Raw genomic sequence first — 17,583 nt, forward strand, 5'->3', positions numbered from 1 at the left:
CTGAAGCTTACTCTTCGGGTTGGCCGACGAGCGCCGCGTTGAGACCGATCTCGGGCGTCTGGTCGGAGAAGATCGACGCGAACCAGCCTGGGTTGGAAACCAGCGACGGCTTGAAGGTGTTGCATCCGGCCTTCATTTCCGCCCAGGTGCCCTCGTTGCAAAGCTTGATCGTCTCGTTGGTGACGATCGGCAGCGGCAGGATCGTCGCTTTCGGCACATCCTTGCCCTCGATCGCCTCGATGGCGAGCTTCAAGGCGAGCGCGCCGGAATAAGGCGGCGAGGCATAGGAAATGCGCGGCGCGCCGAGTGGCGCGTAGGGAGAAGCGGCACCCTCGACCTCGGTGCCCTCCGGCAGCATCTGGATGCGGCCGCCATTGGAGCCTTCGCCGGCGCAAGGCAAAAGCGCGCTGGCTTTCCTGCCTGCCTCGAGCTGCATCGAATTGGCGGTGAAGCAGCCCACCTGCATCCACAGCCCGTTAATGTCGTCCCAACTGCGCGTGGCGAGAATCTTGGAAAGCTCGGTGCGTGCCACGGCCTGGCTCCACATGCCGACCGCCTCGCCGACGATCTTGATGTCGGGATATTTGGCGAAGACCGCCTTGGCAGCTTTGGTGCGCAGGTCATCGACCGAAGTGCCGGGAACGCCGGTCACGGCGATGATGTTGCCCTTGCCGTTGAGCTTCTTGGCCAGCCATTCGGCTGTCACCCTGCCAGCCTCCTCCTGGTCGATATGGACATTGTAAGCGCATGGCTCGGTGATCTCGGCGTCGTAGGCGAAGACCTTCACCCCCTTGTCGCAGGCATTCTTCACGACCTGATTGAGCGCGGTCGGCGAGATCGGATAGACGACGATCGCCTCGGCGCCGCTTTGCACCATGGCGTTGATCTGCTGGATCTGGCGCTGCGCATTGGGCCCGGCGACCTGGACTTGCAGGTCGACCTTGTCGGCAAGGCTTTTGTGAGCGGCCATGGCCTTGACCATGTTGGCCGCCTCGGCCTGCCAATCGTTGCCGATATAGCTCATGCTCAGAAATATCTTGTGCCTTTCGGCGGCCTCGGCCGCGGACATGCCAAAGGCGCAGGCAGCCATGCCGGCCAGCAGCGCAAGCCGCCGGGCTTTCAATCCGATACCCATTATGAAACTCCTCCCGATCCGAACGATCGGATGCCTCCCAAGGGCACGAGACGTGACCTTGCCATCCGATATCCCAAGCGTATCATCATTTGATCAAAGATCAATGATGAAATATGCTCATGACAAGGCGACGGCCGGGGCGCTTGACGCCGCAGCCGGAAGCCTGCATTCCGGATACGGGTCATGGCGCAGCTTGCGCGGGAAGGTTGAGGGGAGATGGCTGGAGCGGCGTTCAGAAAGCCGGGTGTCGAGATCGCGCCCCTGTCCAAGGAGACCTTGCAGGACAGGGTCTATCGCCATGTCACCGAATTGATCCTCGACGGCAGCATCGTGCCGGGCGAGATGGTAACGGTGCAAAGCCTTGCCGATGCTTTCGGCGTCAGCCCGATGCCGGTCAGGGAGGCGCTGCGGCGGCTGACCGCCGCCAACGCGCTGATGGTGGTTTCAGGCCGCTCGATCGGCATTCCCGCACTCAGCCGCACACGCCTCGTCGATCTGAGAAACGTCCGCTTCGAGATCGAGGCGATCGCCGCTGCATGGGCAGCCGAGCGCATGGACGACCAGGCTATCGCCCGGTTGCGCCAGCATCTGGACGCGCTCGAACAGGCCAATGCGGCGGGAGACGTCAAGTCCTATCTGCGCGCCAACTACGCCTTTCATTTTTCCATCTACCGGGCGGCCGGCTCCGAGAACATCCTCAACATCATCGAGAACCTGTGGCTGCAGATCAGTCCTTATTTCAACATGCTGCATGATTCCGGAAACTACTCGACCGCCAACGCGCACCATCAAAAGATGTTCGCCGCGTTGCGCGACCGGGACGCGGAAGCGGTCAAGGCCGCGGTCCGCGCCGACATCGACGCCGCCTTCGACGTTCTGGTCGGTCTGCTGAAATAGCCCAAATGAGTTCCGTCGGCGCCCAAAGCGCGCAGCGGACACGTTCAAGGCATAGAGGTGTTGCAACTGCCGGCAAGCTGGCTGACCGCTTCATCGAATCCGGCCAGGTCGAAATCGGCCTGGCCGCGTCCCGACAGCAGCCCGAAGCGCCACGAAAGCTGGAGCCGGTTCGCGGCGGCAAGGCGCTTTATGCCGTCGGCGCCATCGCGCACCAGCATGCGGCCGCGCGGGCCGACCAACCAGCTCTCGTCGAACTTGTTGTCGCCGTCGACGGTGACCGACATGGTGATCTTGCGATTGGCCGTGACGGTGTCGTTCAATTGCAACCATTCGGTCCAGCGCGGTTGGCTGTCCGGGCGGCAGGCGATGGTCAGGATCGGGCTATAGCTCAGGGCGCCACCGCCGGTGATCAGCTTGTTGGTGGCATGAACCGAAGCCGTGACGAGGCCATCATCGTCCGTGCCGATGCGCCAGGTGCCGGCATCGGCCTGGGCGAAATCGCAGGCAAAGGCCAGGACGATCGCCAAGGCGACGACGCGTCGCGTTTCGAAGAATAGGCTCAACCGCCCCTCCAACAACCCTGTGGTTTGCAGCAGGAGCGCAGATAGTGATCAATGCTTGGTATCGACAATGGTCACCGTCCGCGAAACGGATTGGCTGTTGCAGTTTCGCAACGAAAAAGGCCGCCTCGAGGGGCGGCCTTCGTCAGTTCCATCAAGTCGGGACTTATTCGGCGTCCTTGGCGGCCTTCTTCTTCGGCGCTGCCTTCTTCTTCGGCTCTTCCGTGTCGTCGCTCTTCTTGTCTTCAGTCTTCTTCGACGCGGCCTTCTTCGCCGGCTTCGCCTTGGTCGCGGTCTCGGCTTCCTCGTCGTCGGCCATCAGCTCTTCCTTGCTGACCTTGACGTCGGTGACCGAGATCTGCCCGAGCAGGTGATCGACCACCTTCTCCTCGAACATCGGCGCGCGCAGCGCATTCAGCGCCTCGGGATTGTTGCGGTAGAACTCGAAGGCTTCCTGCTGCTGGTTGGCCGGAAAGCGACGAACCTGCTCGAACAGGCCGCGCTGCAATTCCTCGTCCGACACGGTGACCCCGGCCTTCTCGCCGATCTCGGCCAGCACGAGGCCAAGGCGCACGCGGCGCTCGGCGAGCCGCATATATTCGGCGCGGGCTTCTTCCTCGGTCGTCTCTTCATCGGCGAAGGTGCGGCCGGCCGCTTCCAGATCGCGGTTGACCTGCGCCCAGATGTTGTTGAACTCGGCCTCGACGAGCTTCGATGGCGCCTCGAACGAATAGGCCGCGTCGAGCTGGTCGAGCAGCTGGCGCTTGACCTTCTGGCGCGTCATCGAGCCGAACTGGCTCTCTATCTGGCCGCGCACGATCTCGCGCAGGCGTTCCAGCGACTCCAGACCGAGATTCTTCGCGGTCTCGTCATTGATTTCCAACTCACCCGGCTTAGACACTTCCTTGACCGTGACGTCGAAGGTCGCTTCCTTGCCGGCCAGATGCGCCGCCTGGTAGTTTTCCGGGAAGGTCACGGTGACCTGCTTCTCGTCGCCGGCCTTGCTGCCGATGAGCTGATCCTCGAAGCCCGGAATGAATTCCTTGGAGCCAAGCACCAGCGGCTGATCGGTGCCGGCGCCGCCGGCAAAGGCCTCGCCATCGATCTTGCCGACATAGTCGATGCTGACGCGGTCGCCTTCGGCCGCCTTGCCGGTCTTCGGCTCGTAGCTGCGCGCCGATTCAGCGACGCGCTTGACCTGCTCGTCGATCTCGGCCTCAGGCACGTCGAACACCTGGCGTGTCACCTTGATGTCGGAAAAATCCTTGATCTCGATGGCCGGGATGATCTCGTAATTGAGGCGGAATTCGAAGTCGGCGCCGCCGGCCAGGATCTTCTCGGCTTCCTTCTCGTCCTCGGTCATGATGACTTCGGGCTGCATGGCGGCTTTTTCGCCGCGGCCCGAAATGATCGACCGGGTCGAATCGTTGAGGATCTCGTTGACCACCTCGGCCATGAACGACTTGCCATAGACCTTGCGCAGGTGCTGCACCGGCACCTTGCCGGGACGGAAGCCGTTGATGCGAACCTTGTTCCTGGCGTCGGTCAACCGCGCCATCAGCTTGGCTTCCATGTCACCAGCCGGCACGGTGATCTTGATCTCGCGCTTGAGACCGGAATTGAGTGTTTCGGTGACCTGCATCGTAAAACCTTTGTTTCCACCAATGAGGCTGCCAAACGGCTCTCCGCCGTTCACAGCCTGCCGGTATAATCTTGCCGGGAATGGCTTTTGGTACGGAACCTGGCGATTTGACCGGAAATACGGCTCAAACTCTTCCAAACTGCGTTCCAAAATGTGAATAAGTCTTTGTTTTTCCTACTTCTTATCACATTTTGCAGAAGCGGATCGTCGCGTCCCGTCACATTCGACACGCCTTTTGTCACAGGCGAGGCCAATTTTCAACCATCTTCGCGTTTAGGCGAATAACCATCATTTCGGCCCTGACATTGACAGAATGATGGCTAATGGGATCGCCGGTCCATGCGGGCGTGGCGGAATTGCCAGACCTTCAAGTCGGGGCCGGCGGCTGCCGCGATATTCAAAGGACGATGCGGTATTCCACCTCACTCCCAAAGACCTCGACAAGTCCGCCGAGGCTCTGCTACAGCCCGCCTGAGGCGCGTGTGGTGGAACTGGTAGACACAGCAGGTTTAGGTCCTGCCGCCGCAAGGCTTGGGGGTTCGAGTCCCTTCACGCGCACCACTGAATGCCGGCAAGACAATGTTTCGCGGCTAGTCCGCGGCGCCCGGCAAAAAATCAGGAAACCGTCTTAGGCGAGCTTCTTGATGCGACCCTTGTCGAGGCGGAAGATGCCGTCATTACCACCTTGGCGCTGGAAATCATCCTGCAGCTCGTCCCATGTACCAAGATACTGACCGCAGTCGTCGCACTTGATGCTCGTCGAAGGTTCGGCATCGGCAGGAATCCGCAGTCTTATCGTGCCGCAAAAGGGGCACTCCAACTGGTGGTCCAAGTACCCCGTCGCCATGGGCTTTCCATCTTTCTGAATGCCACTGCCATCGTGGAGAATATACCCACCACGCAACACAATCCAGTGGCGAGACGCGAATGCCGGAAATGGCCCTGGGATCGATCGACGTTCAGGACGTTCCAGCCACTCCAAGGCGTGAGCTTCGGGGCCGCGCCGCCCTTCGCTCTTCAAGCTGTGGATGGCGGCCACCCCGTAGCACACCTTAATATAGCGGCTCCTGAAACAGCGTCTTGTCGCCATCCACCAGCGCCTTGATCTGGGCGGTGCCGTCGCTGGCCAGCGCAAGACGGATCCCGAACGGGCGCACCCGCATGTCGTTCTGGATTGCCATCCCCTCGCCTTCCGGCAGGTAGAACCGTTCGATGCCGTAATCCGGCGCGATCGTCATTCCCTCGCCGCGAAGATCCCAACCTTCTGCGACATGACCGCGAATATCGGCCTCGTTGGCACCGGCCGGTGTCGGCGCGGCGCCGAACCAGGCGGCGCTCGGCGTCCAGTAGCCGTCGGCGTTCTTCTTCAGGCGGACGACGATCGAGGTGTCGTCGCTGGAAAGTTTTCCGGCCGGGATGTTGGCGATCATCGTCACGGGTATGCGCGAGATCTCGTAGGCGAGCATGACATAGTCGCCGCGCAGCAGGTCGCGCGGATCGACAGGCTCGATCTTCAGCAGCACTTCCTTGCCGCTGCGCAGGATCGCCGCCCGGCCGGCGATGATCCACCCCAAGAAGCCGATCTGGACAAGCGCCAGCACCAGCGCCGAGATAACAAGCCTCTTCCCGGTCATCATGCCGTGGCTCCTCCGGTGGCGGGATCCTTCATGCGTTTCTCCACGCGGATGATGACGATCGCCAGGATGCCAAGCAGCACCGCCGCGGCAAGGAAGAAGCCGGCCGTGTCGAGCATCGACTGCAGAGTTACGACATAGATCATGGCGAGTTCGAAGGCGAAACCGAGATAGGCAAGCCAGCGCAGGCCACGGCTTTCACGCCCTGCGAGCACAATGGCGGCGACGATGCCGGCCAGCGCGACGACCGAGGCAATGGCGAAACCGCTGTTGTAGCTGCTTTCGTCGGCCAGTTCGAACTGGATGATGGCCAGGCCGGTGAGGAAGCCAAGCAGCGCATGTAGCGGCAAGCGGCCGCCAAGCTGCACGATCCTGTCGACCGGTTCCGGCGCGAAGACGGAAGCCACGAACAACAATACAGACACGATGACCAGCGGGATCGCCACCGGCAGCGTCTCGTGATCCACGGCGACCAGCACAAGATAGAAGAGCAGAGACAGGATGATCAGGTGCCGCGCCGCCTGGCTGCGGGTCCAGAACGAGACGGCAAACAGCACGATCGCCATGACGAGGAAGAGATGCGGAAACTGGCTGCGGTTGAAATAGTCGAACCCTTTCAGGAACAGCCAGGCATCGGCGATGCCGACCGCAGCGACGGTCAGCGGGTTGGACCGCAGCGCCACCGCCGCCAATGCGGTTCCGGCGCCCCAGGTGATCAAGGCCGAGGCCTCGTCCCCCGACAGATGGTACATCTGGCCTATCAGCGCGATCGAACCGCCGAAAGCAGCCGCCGCCACGATCCACAACGCCTCGCCGATCGCCGCATGGTCGCGGGTTTTCAGCACCGCACCGCCGACATAGCCGCCAAGGATGACAGCAAAGAGCGCGGCAACGCGCGCCAGCCGCGGAATGGCTTCCCAGTTGGCGGCGATGAAGATCAGGATGGCCGCGCCGAACAGGAGCGCGGCCATCATCGCCAGGATCGAACCGAAGCTCAATGACTGGCGCGCGTTGATCTCGACATCGCGCCTCAATGCATCGGCCGTCGGGGCGTCGATCAGTCCGGCCTCGAGCCATCGCGCAATGTCCAACCTGACCCGTGTCGCGTAGCCCGCCATGCCTTCCCCCGCTGCTTGGTCGGTTTTTCAGCTGGAGCTGCCAAACCGTTGACGTCACGGCACTTTCTGATTCTGGCTTCTTTGTGTCAGGTCCGTGAAGGCTTGTTAATGTTGCATTGCACAATTTGCATTGCTGCCATGCAGCCATAGCGCTTTTAAATCGATATGGGCCCGCCTATTTATGGTTTGTACACAAACGGAATGATCCGCAAGAAAAGACGAAACGAGAAATACCATGAACCTGATCCGCAACTACCGCAACTGGCGCCGCTACCGGGACACCGTTTCCGAGCTGAGCCGCCTGAGCAACCGTGAACTGACCGACCTCGGCATCAGCCGCAGCGACATTCCTTACGTCGCTCGCAAGGCGGTCTAATCCTTCGGACCGCGAATGGTCCGAACCAGTTTTGAGAAGAGCATGACAATGAACCTGATCCGCAACTATCGTAACTGGCGCGTTTATCGCGAGACGGTTACCGAGCTGGGTCGCCTTTCCAACCGCCAGCTGCATGATCTCGGCATCGTCCGCGACGAAATCAAGATCATCGCCCGCCAGGCGATCTAACAACGGAATTTCGCCAGGGTCGACCTCCTCCCCGACCCTGACGAATACGGTCACCCCTTACCTCCTCCCAAGGGTTGACCACCAAAACGGCGCCCGCCGCACCTCCTCCCGCGGCGGGCGTTGTTTCCTCGGAGCAAAAGGAATTTTGCTCTGGAGGTTTCGCCCCTCTTCCAAATGGCGAAAAGAATTTCGTCAAAGCCGACCTCCTCCCCGGCGATGACGAATACGGTCGACCTTCACCTCCTCCGAAGGTTGGCCACCCAAACGGCGCCCGCCGCACCTCCTCCCGCGGCGGGCGTTGTTTCCCGGAGCAAAATGAATTTTGCTCCAGAGGGCTTTGCCCCCTTTCAAAATGGCAAAAAGAATTTCGTCAGAGCCGACCTCCTCCCCGGCGATGACGAATACGGTCGGCCTTCACCTCCTCCCGAGGGTCGACCCCCAAAACGACACCCGCCGGACCTCCTCCCCCGGCGGGTGTTGTTGTTTTCAGAGGCAACTTTCGCCGTCACGGCCACGTCGCCTCAGCGCGGCAATTGCAATCGTTCCCCCAAGCGATTATTCCGGCGCTCATGAGCAAAAATCCCATCCACATCGTCGGCGGCGGCCTCGCCGGATCCGAAGCCGCATGGCAGGCGGCGCAAGCCGGCGTTCCCGTTGTGCTGCACGAAATGCGGCCCGTTCGCGGTACCGAGGCGCACAAGACCGACGGCCTGGCCGAACTCGTCTGCTCCAATTCCTTCCGCTCCGACGACGCCGAGAACAACGCCGTCGGTCTTTTGCATGCCGAAATGCGGCTGGCCGGCTCCCTGATCATGAGCGCCGGCGACGCCAACCAGGTGCCGGCCGGCGGCGCGCTGGCCGTGGACCGCGACGGATTTTCCGACGCGGTGACGGCCAGGATCGAGGCACATCCGCTGATCTCCATCCAGCGCGAGGAAGTTTCCGGCTTGCCGCCGGTCGAATGGGATCAGGCCATCATCGCCACCGGCCCGCTGACCGCACCCTCGCTCGCACAGTCGATTGCCGAAGCGACGGGCGCCGATGCGCTCGCCTTCTTCGATGCGATCGCGCCCATCATCCATTTCGACACGATCGACATGGACACCTGCTGGTTCCAGTCCCGCTACGACAAGGTCGGGCCCGGCGGCACCGGCAAGGACTACATCAACTGTCCCCTGGACAAGGACCAGTATCTTGCCTTCGTGCAGGCACTGGTGGAGGGCCAGAAAACAGAATTCAAGCAATGGGAAGGCACGCCCTATTTCGACGGCTGCCTGCCGATCGAGATCATGGCCGAGCGTGGCGTCGAGACGCTGCGCTACGGGCCGATGAAGCCGATGGGCCTCACCAACGCGCACAATCCGACTATCAAGGCCTACGCCGTCGTGCAACTGCGGCAGGACAATGCGCTGGGCACGCTCTACAACATGGTCGGCTTTCAGACCAAATTGAAGCATGCCGAGCAGGTGCGCATTTTCCGCACGATTCCTGGCTTGGAGAACGCCGAATTCGCCCGCCTCGGCGGCCTCCATCGCAACACCTACATCAACTCGCCGACCTTGCTCGACGGCTCGCTGCAGCTGAAGTCGCGCCAGGGCCTGCGTTTCGCCGGCCAGATCACCGGCTGCGAGGGCTATGTCGAAAGCGCCGCCATCGGCCTGCTCGCCGGCCGTTTCGCCGCCGCCGAGCGGCTCGGCCACGCGCCGTCGCTGCCGCCACTCACCACGGCGTTCGGAGCACTGCTCAACCACATCACCGGCGGTCATATTGTTTCGGATGATGAGCCGGGAAAGCGCTCTTTCCAGCCGATGAACGTCAATTTCGGCCTGTTCCCACCGGTGGAAGCGCCAAAGGCCGACGGCAAGCGCCTGCGCGGCAAGGACAAGACATCAGCCAAGCGCCATGCGATCACGTCGCGTGCGCGGGCTGACTGTCGGCAATGGCTGGGACTACCGTCCGAGACGGCCCAAGCGGCAGAGTAACGGGGTGCTCGTTCGGATTGGATCAGGACGTAAAGTAGTATAGTATCCCACTTTTCGCCCGGGAGCCGACCAATGGAAGCCGCCGAGAAACTTTCCATCACCGTAACGCCCGCCATGGCGCGCATGATCCGCGAAAGGGTCGATGACGGTTCTTTCGGCTCGGCAAGCGAAGTCATCCGTGCAGCACTCCGCGCCTTCCAGCGCGAAGAGGAGGAACACGCCGAGCGGATGGCGTCGATCCGGGCGCGGGTGAAGGCTTCGATCGAGGACACGAGACCGAACCTTTCCGGAGAGCAGATTCGCGACCGGCTTAAGAAATTGGCTGAGCAATATTCGAGCCGTGCCGATGATTCGGCGGCTTGAAGTCGAGTATCGCGAAAGTGCCAACAACGATCTTGCCAACATTTTCAAACACATCGTCGAAGCTGGCGGGAATCCGGATGTAGCGCTGAGGTTCGTTCTGCGCATCGAAGACCGCTGCCACAACATCGGCAATGCACCTCGCGGTGGTCGCTCGCGCGACGACATGGCACCGGGACTGCGAACCGTCCCGTTCGAGCACTCCGCCGTCATCGCCTACGTGATCGAGAGTGATGTCATCAGCATCGTCAATATCTTCTATGGCGGCCGCGATTACGAGACATTGATGCGCGACGGCGGTTCGAGTGACCCTTCTTAGCTGCCGCGACGAAACATCTACTCCGCCGGCTCGGTAACCGCCATCGGTAACCCTGGCCGACCTGCCTCACCCGGGTTTCTCCTGACATAGGCTGCTTTCAGGCTTTCCGACGTTTCGCGCGAGCCGTCATGGCTCCAACCTGGCGGCTTGATCAGATAGTTCAGACGGTCCCCAAGGCCCAACCCCGGCATCAGCGCATCCCGGAACATGCCGATCCATTCATGGAACGCCACTTTCAGCGGATTGAAGGTGCCTAGATTCTTGACGATGCCGTAGCGCGGCCGGTCTTCCTCCAATTCCGGAACGAAGGTGCCGAACATGCGATCCCAGATGATCAGCGTGCCGGCATAGTTGGCGTCGAGATAGCGAGGATTGGTGGCGTGGTGGACGCGGTGATGCGACGGCGTGTTGAAGATGAATTCGAACCAGCCCCACATCTTGCCGATCGTCTCGGTGTGTATCCAGAACTGCCAGACCAGATTGAAGCCGAAGGTGAAGGCAATCACCGCCGGATGGAAACCGAGCAGCACCAGCGGCGCCTGCAGCACGAACATGAAGGTGAACAGGCCCGTCCAGCTCTGCCTGAGTGCCGTCGACAGATTGTAGTGCTGGCTGGAATGGTGGTTGACGTGCTCGGCCCACACCCAGCGCACCCGGTGCGCAATGCGGTGGTAGATGTAGTAGCGCAGGTCATCGAGCAGAAAAGCGGCCAGGAACACCCAGAACGACAGGCCGAGATTGAACAACCGGAATTGCCAGAGCCACAGCAGCGCCCAGTAGGAGACGACGCCGAGCAGCAGCCCGGCGACGACATTGCCGGTGCCCATCATCAGGCTGGTCAGCGTGTCGCGCGTCTCGAACGAGCCCTTGGCCCGGCCGGTACGCACCAGCCACAGCTCGATCAGGATCGCGGCAACGAAGAACGGGATGGCGAGTTGGGTAACCTGCGGAAAATTGTAATCGCCCATTACGCGGCCTCCCTGGTCGAACGAGGATGCTGCGGCTGAAGAACTCTAAGCACAGCATGCGCGTCGGCAGCGTTTGCGAAAGTGAAGCGGCCGCCTTTCCAGGTGAAATCGGCAAGGCGCAGCGCAATCGTGCCGGCACTATCGTCACTCCACGCCAATACATCGCGCGGCGTGACGATCCGCGTCAGGAAACAGTCCCCGATGGTCTGCACGATGCCAAGGCGCCCTCGCCCGAGTTCCAGGAACGCGGTCCGACCGTCGGTTGTGAGGTGGATGGCTGCCGCCGGTTCATCTGGAAAATCCTCGGCAAAACGCTCTCGCGCCTGCTCCGCATCGGCCAGCCTGGCCTTGCGGCTGCCGCCGGTGAAATGAACGGCGGCGACCGACAGCGCGATGCCGAATACGACGATCACGACCAGCACGGGCAGGCTCATGGACAGGCATCTCCTCCAGCCGGCCTGTTGTCTTGGCAACAATTCCCGGTTGAGCGATTCATTAGCACAATTGACGTTTACGTCAAAGTGCTGGCCAGCCCACCATCGCGTGACGCAGCATGAGCCAGTGGCGGCGCATGGTCGAGAGTCGCACCGTGCCGTCGAGCGGCGAACCGCGTTCCATTTTCGTCAGGTAGGCTCGCGGCAGGACCAGCGGCAGAAAAGCCGGGCGCAGCGAAGCCGGCAAATCCGATGCGCCTTTCTCGAAGGCCGAGAGATGCTCCCGCGCCAGCGCGATCATGGCGGCGACGGCGCGCTGCGCACCTGGTCCACCATCGTCGGTGACGAATTCCTCCGGAGACGAACCCGCCGCGGCCAGGATGTCGGCCGGAACAAAACACTGCCCGCGCCTGCGATGCAGCGGCAGCAGGAGCAACAGTCCCGTAATCGCCTGCGCGCAACCCGCCCTACCGGCCAGTTCGGCGAAACGTGGGGCCACTCCCGGATCCAGCACCATTGCCGCCAATTGAATGAGCGCGGCTGCCGTTTCGCCGCAATAGCCTTCGAGATCGGTTCGCGACGGCATCGGGTCGTCATAGAGGTCGAAGATCCTGGCCTCGAGCATGTTCTCGAATGCCGGTTTCGGCAGGCTGTACCTGGAAATCGTGGCCTTCAGCGCATCCGCGATCGGATGGCCCGTCTCGGACCCTTCGGCTGCGATGACGTCGCGCCACCATTGCAACCGCACCTCGCCCGGCAAGGCCTCGCGGATGCGGTCGCGAATGCCCGCGATTTCGGCGTTGAAGGCGTAGAGCGAAAACAGCGCGTCGCGCTTGTCGGTCGGCGCATAGAGCGCGCTGAGATAGCGGTCATGGTCGGCGGCGCGCACGGCGCCCATGACGATTTCGCCTCTGTGGTCCACGTCAGTCGACGGCGATCAGCGCGGCAGCGACCGCGCGATCCTCGGCGAGCAGGACATTATATGTCCGCACCGCCGCACCCGTCGCCATCGGGTCGGCGGCTATGCCCGCGGCCTTCAAGGCGGCGCGAAGCCCCGCCGGCAAGGGTCGTAAATCCTTGCCCGTGCCGACCAGCAGGATTTCGATCTTCTCGGCCTGGGCCAGCAGCCGTTCGAAATCCGCCACCGTCAGCGCAGATGGGTCCGCCGGCTCCCAGCCATGGATGCCCGACGGCAGGCACAGAAGCGAACCGCGATGCGACATGTCGGCGAAACGGAAGCCGCCATTGCCATAGGCCTCGATCGGCGCGCGGCCGGGGAAATGCGCCTCGCGGATGACGATACCTTTGGCCATCCCTGCCGATCCGCCCTTCGGGTCGCGCGTCAGGTCGCGACCGCCTTGCCGCCGCCGACCGGCTTTTCCTCGTCCGATCTCGTGGCCTGCGGCCGCAGCTTGAACAGGATCAGCAGCGGCGCGGCGATGAAGATCGACGAATAGGTGCCGAAGATGACGCCGAACAGCATTGCCATCGTGAACGAGCGGATCACCTCGCCGCCGAACAGCACCAGCGCCAGGAGCGCCAGGATCGTCGTCACCGAGGTCAGCGTCGTTCGCGACAGCGTCTCGTTGATGGCGTTGTTGAGGAGCTGCGGCAGCGGCATCTTCTTGTATTTCCTGAGATCCTCGCGAACGCGGTCATAGACCACGATCGTATCGTTCAGCGAGTAGCCGATGATGGTCAGGATCGCCGCCAGCGACGATTGGTTGAACTCCAGCCCGGTGATGACGAAGAAGCCTATCGTCATGACCACGTCGTGGACGGTCGCCACGATAGCGCCGACCGCGAACTGCCATTCGAAGCGGAACCAGACATAGATCAGGATGCCCACCAGCGCGACCAACATGGCGATCGTGCCTTGCTTGGCCAGTTCCCCCGACACGGTCGGTCCCACCACCTCGACGCGGCGGAAATCGTAATTGTCCTGCAGCTCGCCACGAACCTTGTCGATGACGGTCTGCTCGGCATTCTCGCCGCCGTCCTGAGTGCCGACGCGGATCAGCACGTCGTTCGGCTCGCCGAACTGCTGCACCTGAACTTCGCCGATATTCAGTTCCGAGAGCCTGGCTCTGATGTCGGCAAGATCGGCATTACCGCTCTTGGACTTCACCTCGATCAGCGATCCGCCCTTGAAATCGATGCCGTAGTTGATGTCGACGGTCATGAACAGCACCACCGACAGGACCGACAGCAGGCTCGACAGAGCGAAGGTCCAGCGGCGGATACCCATGAACGGAATCTTCGTGCCGGGCGGAACGAAGGTCACCGGCGCCCGCGGCAATTCCTTCGGGCGGGCGCGGCGCAGCCAGATGGACACCAGCAGCCGGGTAAAGGTGAATGCGGTGAACACCGTGGTCAGGATGCCGATGGCGTAGGTGATGGCAAAGCCCTTCACCGGCCCCGTTCCGAGATAGAACAGCACCACGGTCGCGATCAGCGAGGTGACGTTGGAATCGACGATCGTCGCCAGCGCCTTCGAGAAGCCGGTATCGATCGCCTGGATCACCGAGCGTCCGGCGCGCCGCTCCTCGCGGATGCGCTCATAAATCAACACGTTGGAATCGACGGCCATGCCGATGGTCAGCACGATACCGGCAATGCCTGGCAAGGTCAGCGTCGCGCCAAGCAGCGACAACAATCCGACGATCATCGCCACGTGCACCGCCAGCGCGATGTTGGCGAGAAAGCCGAGAAAGCCGTAGGCGACGAACATGAAGGCGACGACGAGGATAGAGCCGATGATGCCGGCGACCTTGCCGGCATGGATCGAATCCTGGCCGAGGCCCGGACCCACCGTGCGCTCCTCGATCACGGTCAGCTTTGCCGGCAGCGCGCCGGCGCGCAGCAGGACGGCGAGGTCGTTGGCGCTCTCGGCCGTGAAATTGCCTGAGATCTGGCCGGAGCCGCCCAGGATCGGCTCGCGGATCTGCGGCGCCGAAATCACCTGGTTGTCGAGGATGATGGCGAACAGCTTGCCGACATTCTGCGATGTCGCCTGCCCGAACCGGGTCGCGCCGCGCGAGTTGAAGGTGAAGGAAACCACCGGCTCGTTGGTCTGCGAGTTGTAGGTTGCGGTCGCTTTTGAGAGGTCTTCGCCGGAAACGATGACGCGGTTTTCGATCAGGTAGGGAACCGGCGGATCGTCCTGCGAATAGAGGATCGATGAACCGGCCGGCGGACGGCCCTTCAGCGCATCCTGCACCGGCATCGACTGGTCCACCATCTGGAAGGTCAGCTTGGCGGTCTGGCCGATGATTTCCTTCAGCCTTTGCGGGTCTTGCAAACCGGGCACCTGCACCAGGATGCGGTCATCGCCCTGCCGCTGCACGATCGGTTCGGTGGTGCCGAGTTCGTTGACGCGGCGTTCGACGACTTCGATCGACTGTGCCAACGCAGCCGAGGTGCGATATTTTATGCCGGCGTCGGTGACGGTGAACTTGAGCAGGCCGGGCTCTGAATCATCCAGCGCTATCTCCTGGACGGAGCCGCCGGTGAACAGGCTTGCGGCGACCGGATCGGTCAGCGGCTTCAGTGCCGTCTTGGCCGCGTCGAGCTGGTTCGGGTCCTGTATGCGGACCTGTACGGTCCTGCCCGTGCCCGCCAGGCCGGTATAGCCGATCTTGGCCTCGCGCAGCAGCGTCCTGATCTCGTCACGCGTCGTCTCCAGCTGCGCCTTAACCAGATCGTTCTGATCCATCTGGAGCAGGATGTGCGAGCCGCCCTGCAGGTCCAGGCCGAGCGTCATCTGCCGCTTGGGCACCCAGCTCGGAAGCTGCGCCAGCGTGCTTGCGGGGATGAGATTGGGCGCGGCGAGGACCACTGTGGCTGCCACGGCCAGCCAGATCAGGATCATCTTGAAGCGCGAGAAATAAAGCATATAGCGTCGTCCGTCAGAGCGTGTCCGCGGATCGCTCCGCCTGGAATTTGGTTATTTCTTGGCGTTCTGGTTCGCCACCGGCTCGCCCTTGACGCGCACGTCGGCGATCGTCGAGCGCAATGCCGTCACCTTGGTGCCGCCGCCGAGGTCGATCTCGAGTTCATTGTCGTCGATCACCTTGGTCACCTTGCCGACGAAGCCGCCGCCGGTGACGACCGTGTCGCCGCGGCGTACGGCCGCCAGCATCTCGCCGCGCTTCTTCAGCTGCGTGCGCTGCGGCCGGATGATGAGAAAATACATGATCACGAAGATCAGGACGAACGGCAAAATGCTGATGAACATGTCGGGAGAAGCCCCAATGCCTTGGGCATATGCCGGTGTCACGAACATCGAGGTACTCCTGGATTTTGAAAACAGCCGCCAAACGGTTCAGTGGATTTGGCAGCCCCGCGAAATTTGGCCGGAATATAGTCGGTAAAGTTGCCAATGCAACTGCGTGGCCGGGCAAATCGGCTGCTTTTCCGGCCTGTTCGCCCGTGTTAGAGCAGGATCGCGAAAAGCGCGAGCGGGTTTTCGCAAAAGATCACGCTCGAACAAACGGTTGCAGCCAGTTTCGAAACCGTCGGGGTCGAACCCGGCCGCACCTGCCCACGCAGAACCAAAGCAAAAGACCTGAGATGACCGATACCAGCATCGACGCCTTGAACCAGAAATTCGACCGGCTGATCGAGGCGGTCAGCCGCCTCGCCCCGCCGCCTGTGCCCGAAACCGACCTTGGCGAGGCCGACTGCTTCGTCTGGCAGGCAGATCCGGGTTATCTGGAGCCGGTGCGCAAGGTCAACCGCGTCGACATCGGCCTGATCCGCGGCGTCGACCGCGTACGCGACATCCTCGTCGACAACACAGAGCGCTTCGCCTCCGGCTATGCCGCCAACAACGTGCTTTTGTGGGGCGCGCGCGGCATGGGCAAATCGTCGCTGGTCAAGGCGGTGCATGCGGCAATCAACGCCTCGCCGAAACTCGACCGCCCGCTCAAGCTGATCGAGATCCATCGCGAGGACATCGACACGCTGCCGAAGCTGATGATGCTGCTGAAGGCCGCACCCTACCGCTTCATCCTGTTTTGCGACGACCTCTCCTTCGACCATGACGACACCTCCTACAAGTCGCTGAAGGCGGCGCTCGAAGGCGGCGTCGAGGGCCGCCCGGCCAATGTCATCTTCTACGCCACATCGAACCGCCGCCATCTTCTGCCGCGAGACATGATCGACAATGAGCGCTCGACCGCCATCAATCCGTCCGAGGCGGTCGAGGAGAAGGTTTCGCTCTCCGATCGCTTCGGCTTGTGGCTTGGCTTTCACAAATGTTCGCAGGACGAATATCTCGAAATGGTCAACGGCTACGCCAGCCATCATGGGCTCGACATCGATCCCGACCAGTTGCGCGCCGAGGCGCTGGAATGGGCAACGACGCGCGGCAGCCGCTCGGGCCGCGTCGCCTGGCAGTTCACGCAGGACCTTGCAGGCCGGCTCGGCAAGGCGTTGAAGGACTAGGCGCGGTCGACCGAGTGACGGCAAGAGCCGGCCACAAAAGTTTCGTGGCCGACCCCGTCCGGGGACGCTGGTTTCTATATCGTGTTCATTGCCGCACAGGCTTTATGCTTCCCAGAACCATGGGAATATCGGTTTGTATCCCGAGTGTATCGGTTGCCCAAGTCTGCATTTCTGGTGAAGAATCACCTGATTTCAGGATGGAAATGGCCAGCTTGGACATGTCTGTGGGCGGCTTGGTATTGATCACCGCATAGGAGAAATAACCGGCCAGAGCGGCACTTGCGATCGAAATGACCGGCGCAACGATCAAAGCAGTTGCTCGCACATGCGATTGCCAGCGATGCGTTGGGCTGGCAGACGGAAGTTCATCCTCTTCGACAGATTCAGTCATTCCACTCTCCTTGCAGAGCGTCGAGAATGACTTTCCTCTATATTAGTTAAAATGCAGATAACCGCTTTTCTGACGACGGCCCCGGTTTTGGAACGACGACATGCGTGGAAACAACGACGTGGATCCCGCA

General features: G+C 61.8%; 20 protein-coding genes and 1 tRNA gene. 8 read left to right on the top strand and 13 right to left on the bottom strand.

Annotation, left to right across the window (positions count from 1 at the left end; genetic code table 11):
• Positions 1-7: 7 nt before the first annotated feature.
• Positions 8-1,135, bottom strand: a complete 1,128-nt coding sequence (locus tag LB533_RS11410; protein WP_224677190.1) for a sugar ABC transporter substrate-binding protein — start codon at positions 1,133-1,135, stop codon at positions 8-10.
• Between the two features lie 216 nt (positions 1,136-1,351).
• Here LB533_RS11410 and LB533_RS11415 point away from each other — a divergent pair, with 216 nt between their 5' ends.
• The gene (locus LB533_RS11415; RefSeq protein ID WP_140638934.1) at positions 1,352-2,032 is read left to right on the top strand and encodes a GntR family transcriptional regulator; all 681 of its coding nucleotides are present in this window, start codon (positions 1,352-1,354) and stop codon (positions 2,030-2,032) included.
• Between the two features lie 44 nt (positions 2,033-2,076).
• Here LB533_RS11415 and LB533_RS11420 read toward each other — a convergent pair whose 3' ends face one another.
• Together LB533_RS11420 and tig are read right to left on the bottom strand one after the other, a co-directional pair.
• The gene (locus LB533_RS11420) at positions 2,077-2,595 is read right to left on the bottom strand and encodes a hypothetical protein (protein WP_224677191.1); all 519 of its coding nucleotides are present in this window, start codon (positions 2,593-2,595) and stop codon (positions 2,077-2,079) included.
• 163 nt (positions 2,596-2,758) lie between these two features.
• On the bottom strand, positions 2,759-4,234 hold the full coding sequence (gene tig / locus LB533_RS11425; protein ID WP_224677192.1) for a trigger factor: 1,476 nt from the start codon (positions 4,232-4,234) through the stop codon (positions 2,759-2,761).
• Positions 4,235-4,710: 476 nt separating this feature from the next.
• On the opposite strand from tig, the gene LB533_RS11430 reads away from it, so the two are divergent.
• Positions 4,711-4,795, top strand: a tRNA-Leu gene (locus LB533_RS11430).
• A gap of 67 nt (positions 4,796-4,862) precedes the next feature.
• Here the strand turns inward: LB533_RS11430 and LB533_RS11435 are convergent.
• The 3 genes from LB533_RS11435 to LB533_RS11445 are packed head-to-tail and all read right to left on the bottom strand — an operon-like array spanning position 4,863 to position 6,986.
• Complete coding sequence (locus tag LB533_RS11435; RefSeq protein ID WP_224677193.1) at positions 4,863-5,273, bottom strand: hypothetical protein; 411 nt, start codon at positions 5,271-5,273, stop codon at positions 4,863-4,865.
• A gap of 13 nt (positions 5,274-5,286) precedes the next feature.
• Positions 5,287-5,871 carry a GDYXXLXY domain-containing protein gene (locus LB533_RS11440; protein ID WP_224677194.1) on the bottom strand — a complete coding sequence of 195 codons (585 nt, stop codon included), beginning with the start codon at positions 5,869-5,871 and terminating at the stop codon, positions 5,287-5,289.
• Positions 5,868-6,986 (bottom strand): DUF2157 domain-containing protein, encoded by a 1,119-nt coding sequence (locus tag LB533_RS11445; RefSeq protein WP_224677195.1) that lies wholly within the window; start codon positions 6,984-6,986, stop codon positions 5,868-5,870. The genes LB533_RS11440 and LB533_RS11445 overlap by 4 nt, the downstream gene beginning before the upstream one ends.
• A gap of 235 nt (positions 6,987-7,221) precedes the next feature.
• On the opposite strand from LB533_RS11445, the gene LB533_RS11450 reads away from it, so the two are divergent.
• The 5 genes from LB533_RS11450 to LB533_RS11470 all read left to right on the top strand — a co-directional run bounded on the left by LB533_RS11450 (position 7,222) and on the right by LB533_RS11470 (position 10,212).
• Positions 7,222-7,362: a DUF1127 domain-containing protein gene (locus LB533_RS11450; protein WP_013531315.1), complete on the top strand. Its 141-nt coding sequence runs from the start codon at positions 7,222-7,224 to the stop codon at positions 7,360-7,362.
• A 48-nt stretch (positions 7,363-7,410) separates the two neighbouring features.
• Positions 7,411-7,551: a DUF1127 domain-containing protein gene (locus LB533_RS11455; protein WP_013531314.1), complete on the top strand. Its 141-nt coding sequence runs from the start codon at positions 7,411-7,413 to the stop codon at positions 7,549-7,551.
• A 569-nt stretch (positions 7,552-8,120) separates the two neighbouring features.
• A complete protein-coding gene (gene trmFO / locus LB533_RS11460) occupies positions 8,121-9,533 on the top strand; it encodes a methylenetetrahydrofolate--tRNA-(uracil(54)-C(5))-methyltransferase (FADH(2)-oxidizing) TrmFO (RefSeq protein ID WP_224677196.1) in 1,413 nt (470 codons plus the stop codon).
• Between the two features lie 72 nt (positions 9,534-9,605).
• Positions 9,606-9,896: a type II toxin-antitoxin system ParD family antitoxin gene (locus LB533_RS11465; RefSeq protein WP_224677197.1), complete on the top strand. Its 291-nt coding sequence runs from the start codon at positions 9,606-9,608 to the stop codon at positions 9,894-9,896.
• Positions 9,880-10,212, top strand: coding sequence for a type II toxin-antitoxin system RelE/ParE family toxin (locus LB533_RS11470; RefSeq protein WP_140638940.1), 333 nt, complete (start codon positions 9,880-9,882; stop codon positions 10,210-10,212). Before LB533_RS11465 ends, LB533_RS11470 begins: the two co-directional genes overlap by 17 nt.
• A 17-nt stretch (positions 10,213-10,229) precedes the next feature.
• Here LB533_RS11470 and LB533_RS11475 read toward each other — a convergent pair whose 3' ends face one another.
• The 6 genes from LB533_RS11475 to yajC all read right to left on the bottom strand — a co-directional run bounded on the left by LB533_RS11475 (position 10,230) and on the right by yajC (position 15,899).
• A complete protein-coding gene (locus LB533_RS11475; protein WP_140638941.1) occupies positions 10,230-11,180 on the bottom strand; it encodes a sterol desaturase family protein in 951 nt (316 codons plus the stop codon).
• On the bottom strand, positions 11,180-11,614 hold the full coding sequence (locus tag LB533_RS11480; RefSeq protein ID WP_224677198.1) for a type II secretion system protein: 435 nt from the start codon (positions 11,612-11,614) through the stop codon (positions 11,180-11,182). Before LB533_RS11480 ends, LB533_RS11475 begins: the two co-directional genes overlap by 1 nt.
• Before the next feature lie 82 nt (positions 11,615-11,696).
• Entirely contained in the window at positions 11,697-12,512 is an 816-nt protein-coding gene (locus LB533_RS11485; protein ID WP_224677199.1) for a phytoene/squalene synthase family protein, read from the bottom strand.
• Between the two features lie 25 nt (positions 12,513-12,537).
• Positions 12,538-12,927, bottom strand: a complete 390-nt coding sequence (locus LB533_RS11490; protein ID WP_140638944.1) for an Mth938-like domain-containing protein — start codon at positions 12,925-12,927, stop codon at positions 12,538-12,540.
• 29 nt (positions 12,928-12,956) lie between these two features.
• A complete protein-coding gene (gene secDF, locus LB533_RS11495) occupies positions 12,957-15,509 on the bottom strand; it encodes a protein translocase subunit SecDF (RefSeq protein WP_224677200.1) in 2,553 nt (850 codons plus the stop codon).
• A gap of 51 nt (positions 15,510-15,560) precedes the next feature.
• On the bottom strand, positions 15,561-15,899 hold the full coding sequence (gene yajC / locus LB533_RS11500) for a preprotein translocase subunit YajC (RefSeq protein ID WP_027024896.1): 339 nt from the start codon (positions 15,897-15,899) through the stop codon (positions 15,561-15,563).
• A 287-nt stretch (positions 15,900-16,186) separates the two neighbouring features.
• Here yajC and LB533_RS11505 point away from each other — a divergent pair, with 287 nt between their 5' ends.
• Complete coding sequence (locus tag LB533_RS11505) at positions 16,187-17,062, top strand: ATP-binding protein (RefSeq protein ID WP_224677201.1); 876 nt, start codon at positions 16,187-16,189, stop codon at positions 17,060-17,062.
• 85 nt (positions 17,063-17,147) lie between these two features.
• On the opposite strand, the gene LB533_RS11510 is transcribed toward LB533_RS11505, so the two are convergent.
• Positions 17,148-17,453, bottom strand: coding sequence for a hypothetical protein (locus LB533_RS11510; protein ID WP_224677202.1), 306 nt, complete (start codon positions 17,451-17,453; stop codon positions 17,148-17,150).
• Positions 17,454-17,583 lie beyond the last annotated feature (130 nt).

Source organism: Mesorhizobium sp. BR1-1-13 (genome assembly GCF_020165515.1).
GTDB lineage: Bacteria > Pseudomonadota > Alphaproteobacteria > Rhizobiales > Rhizobiaceae > Mesorhizobium.

Excerpts from the sequence above, each read along its gene's own strand:
- LB533_RS11480 (WP_224677198.1), bottom strand. The coding sequence starts at position 11,614 with ATGAGCCTGCCCGTGCTGGTCGTGATCGTCGTATTCGGCATCGCGCTG.
- LB533_RS11465 (WP_224677197.1), top strand. The coding sequence starts at position 9,606 with ATGGAAGCCGCCGAGAAACTTTCCATCACCGTAACGCCCGCCATGGCG.
- LB533_RS11510 (WP_224677202.1), bottom strand. The coding sequence starts at position 17,453 with ATGACTGAATCTGTCGAAGAGGATGAACTTCCGTCTGCCAGCCCAACG.
- LB533_RS11445 (WP_224677195.1), bottom strand. The coding sequence starts at position 6,986 with ATGGCGGGCTACGCGACACGGGTCAGGTTGGACATTGCGCGATGGCTC.
- LB533_RS11505 (WP_224677201.1), top strand. The coding sequence starts at position 16,187 with ATGACCGATACCAGCATCGACGCCTTGAACCAGAAATTCGACCGGCTG.
- trmFO (WP_224677196.1), top strand. The coding sequence starts at position 8,121 with ATGAGCAAAAATCCCATCCACATCGTCGGCGGCGGCCTCGCCGGATCC.
- LB533_RS11415 (WP_140638934.1), top strand. The coding sequence starts at position 1,352 with ATGGCTGGAGCGGCGTTCAGAAAGCCGGGTGTCGAGATCGCGCCCCTG.
- LB533_RS11440 (WP_224677194.1), bottom strand. The coding sequence starts at position 5,871 with ATGATGACCGGGAAGAGGCTTGTTATCTCGGCGCTGGTGCTGGCGCTT.
- tig (WP_224677192.1), bottom strand. The coding sequence starts at position 4,234 with ATGCAGGTCACCGAAACACTCAATTCCGGTCTCAAGCGCGAGATCAAG.
- LB533_RS11450 (WP_013531315.1), top strand. The coding sequence starts at position 7,222 with ATGAACCTGATCCGCAACTACCGCAACTGGCGCCGCTACCGGGACACC.
- LB533_RS11490 (WP_140638944.1), bottom strand. The coding sequence starts at position 12,927 with ATGGCCAAAGGTATCGTCATCCGCGAGGCGCATTTCCCCGGCCGCGCG.
- yajC (WP_027024896.1), bottom strand. The coding sequence starts at position 15,899 with ATGTTCGTGACACCGGCATATGCCCAAGGCATTGGGGCTTCTCCCGAC.
- LB533_RS11455 (WP_013531314.1), top strand. The coding sequence starts at position 7,411 with ATGAACCTGATCCGCAACTATCGTAACTGGCGCGTTTATCGCGAGACG.
- secDF (WP_224677200.1), bottom strand. The coding sequence starts at position 15,509 with ATGCTTTATTTCTCGCGCTTCAAGATGATCCTGATCTGGCTGGCCGTG.
- LB533_RS11470 (WP_140638940.1), top strand. The coding sequence starts at position 9,880 with ATGATTCGGCGGCTTGAAGTCGAGTATCGCGAAAGTGCCAACAACGAT.
- LB533_RS11475 (WP_140638941.1), bottom strand. The coding sequence starts at position 11,180 with ATGGGCGATTACAATTTTCCGCAGGTTACCCAACTCGCCATCCCGTTC.
- LB533_RS11410 (WP_224677190.1), bottom strand. The coding sequence starts at position 1,135 with ATGGGTATCGGATTGAAAGCCCGGCGGCTTGCGCTGCTGGCCGGCATG.
- LB533_RS11485 (WP_224677199.1), bottom strand. The coding sequence starts at position 12,512 with ATGGGCGCCGTGCGCGCCGCCGACCATGACCGCTATCTCAGCGCGCTC.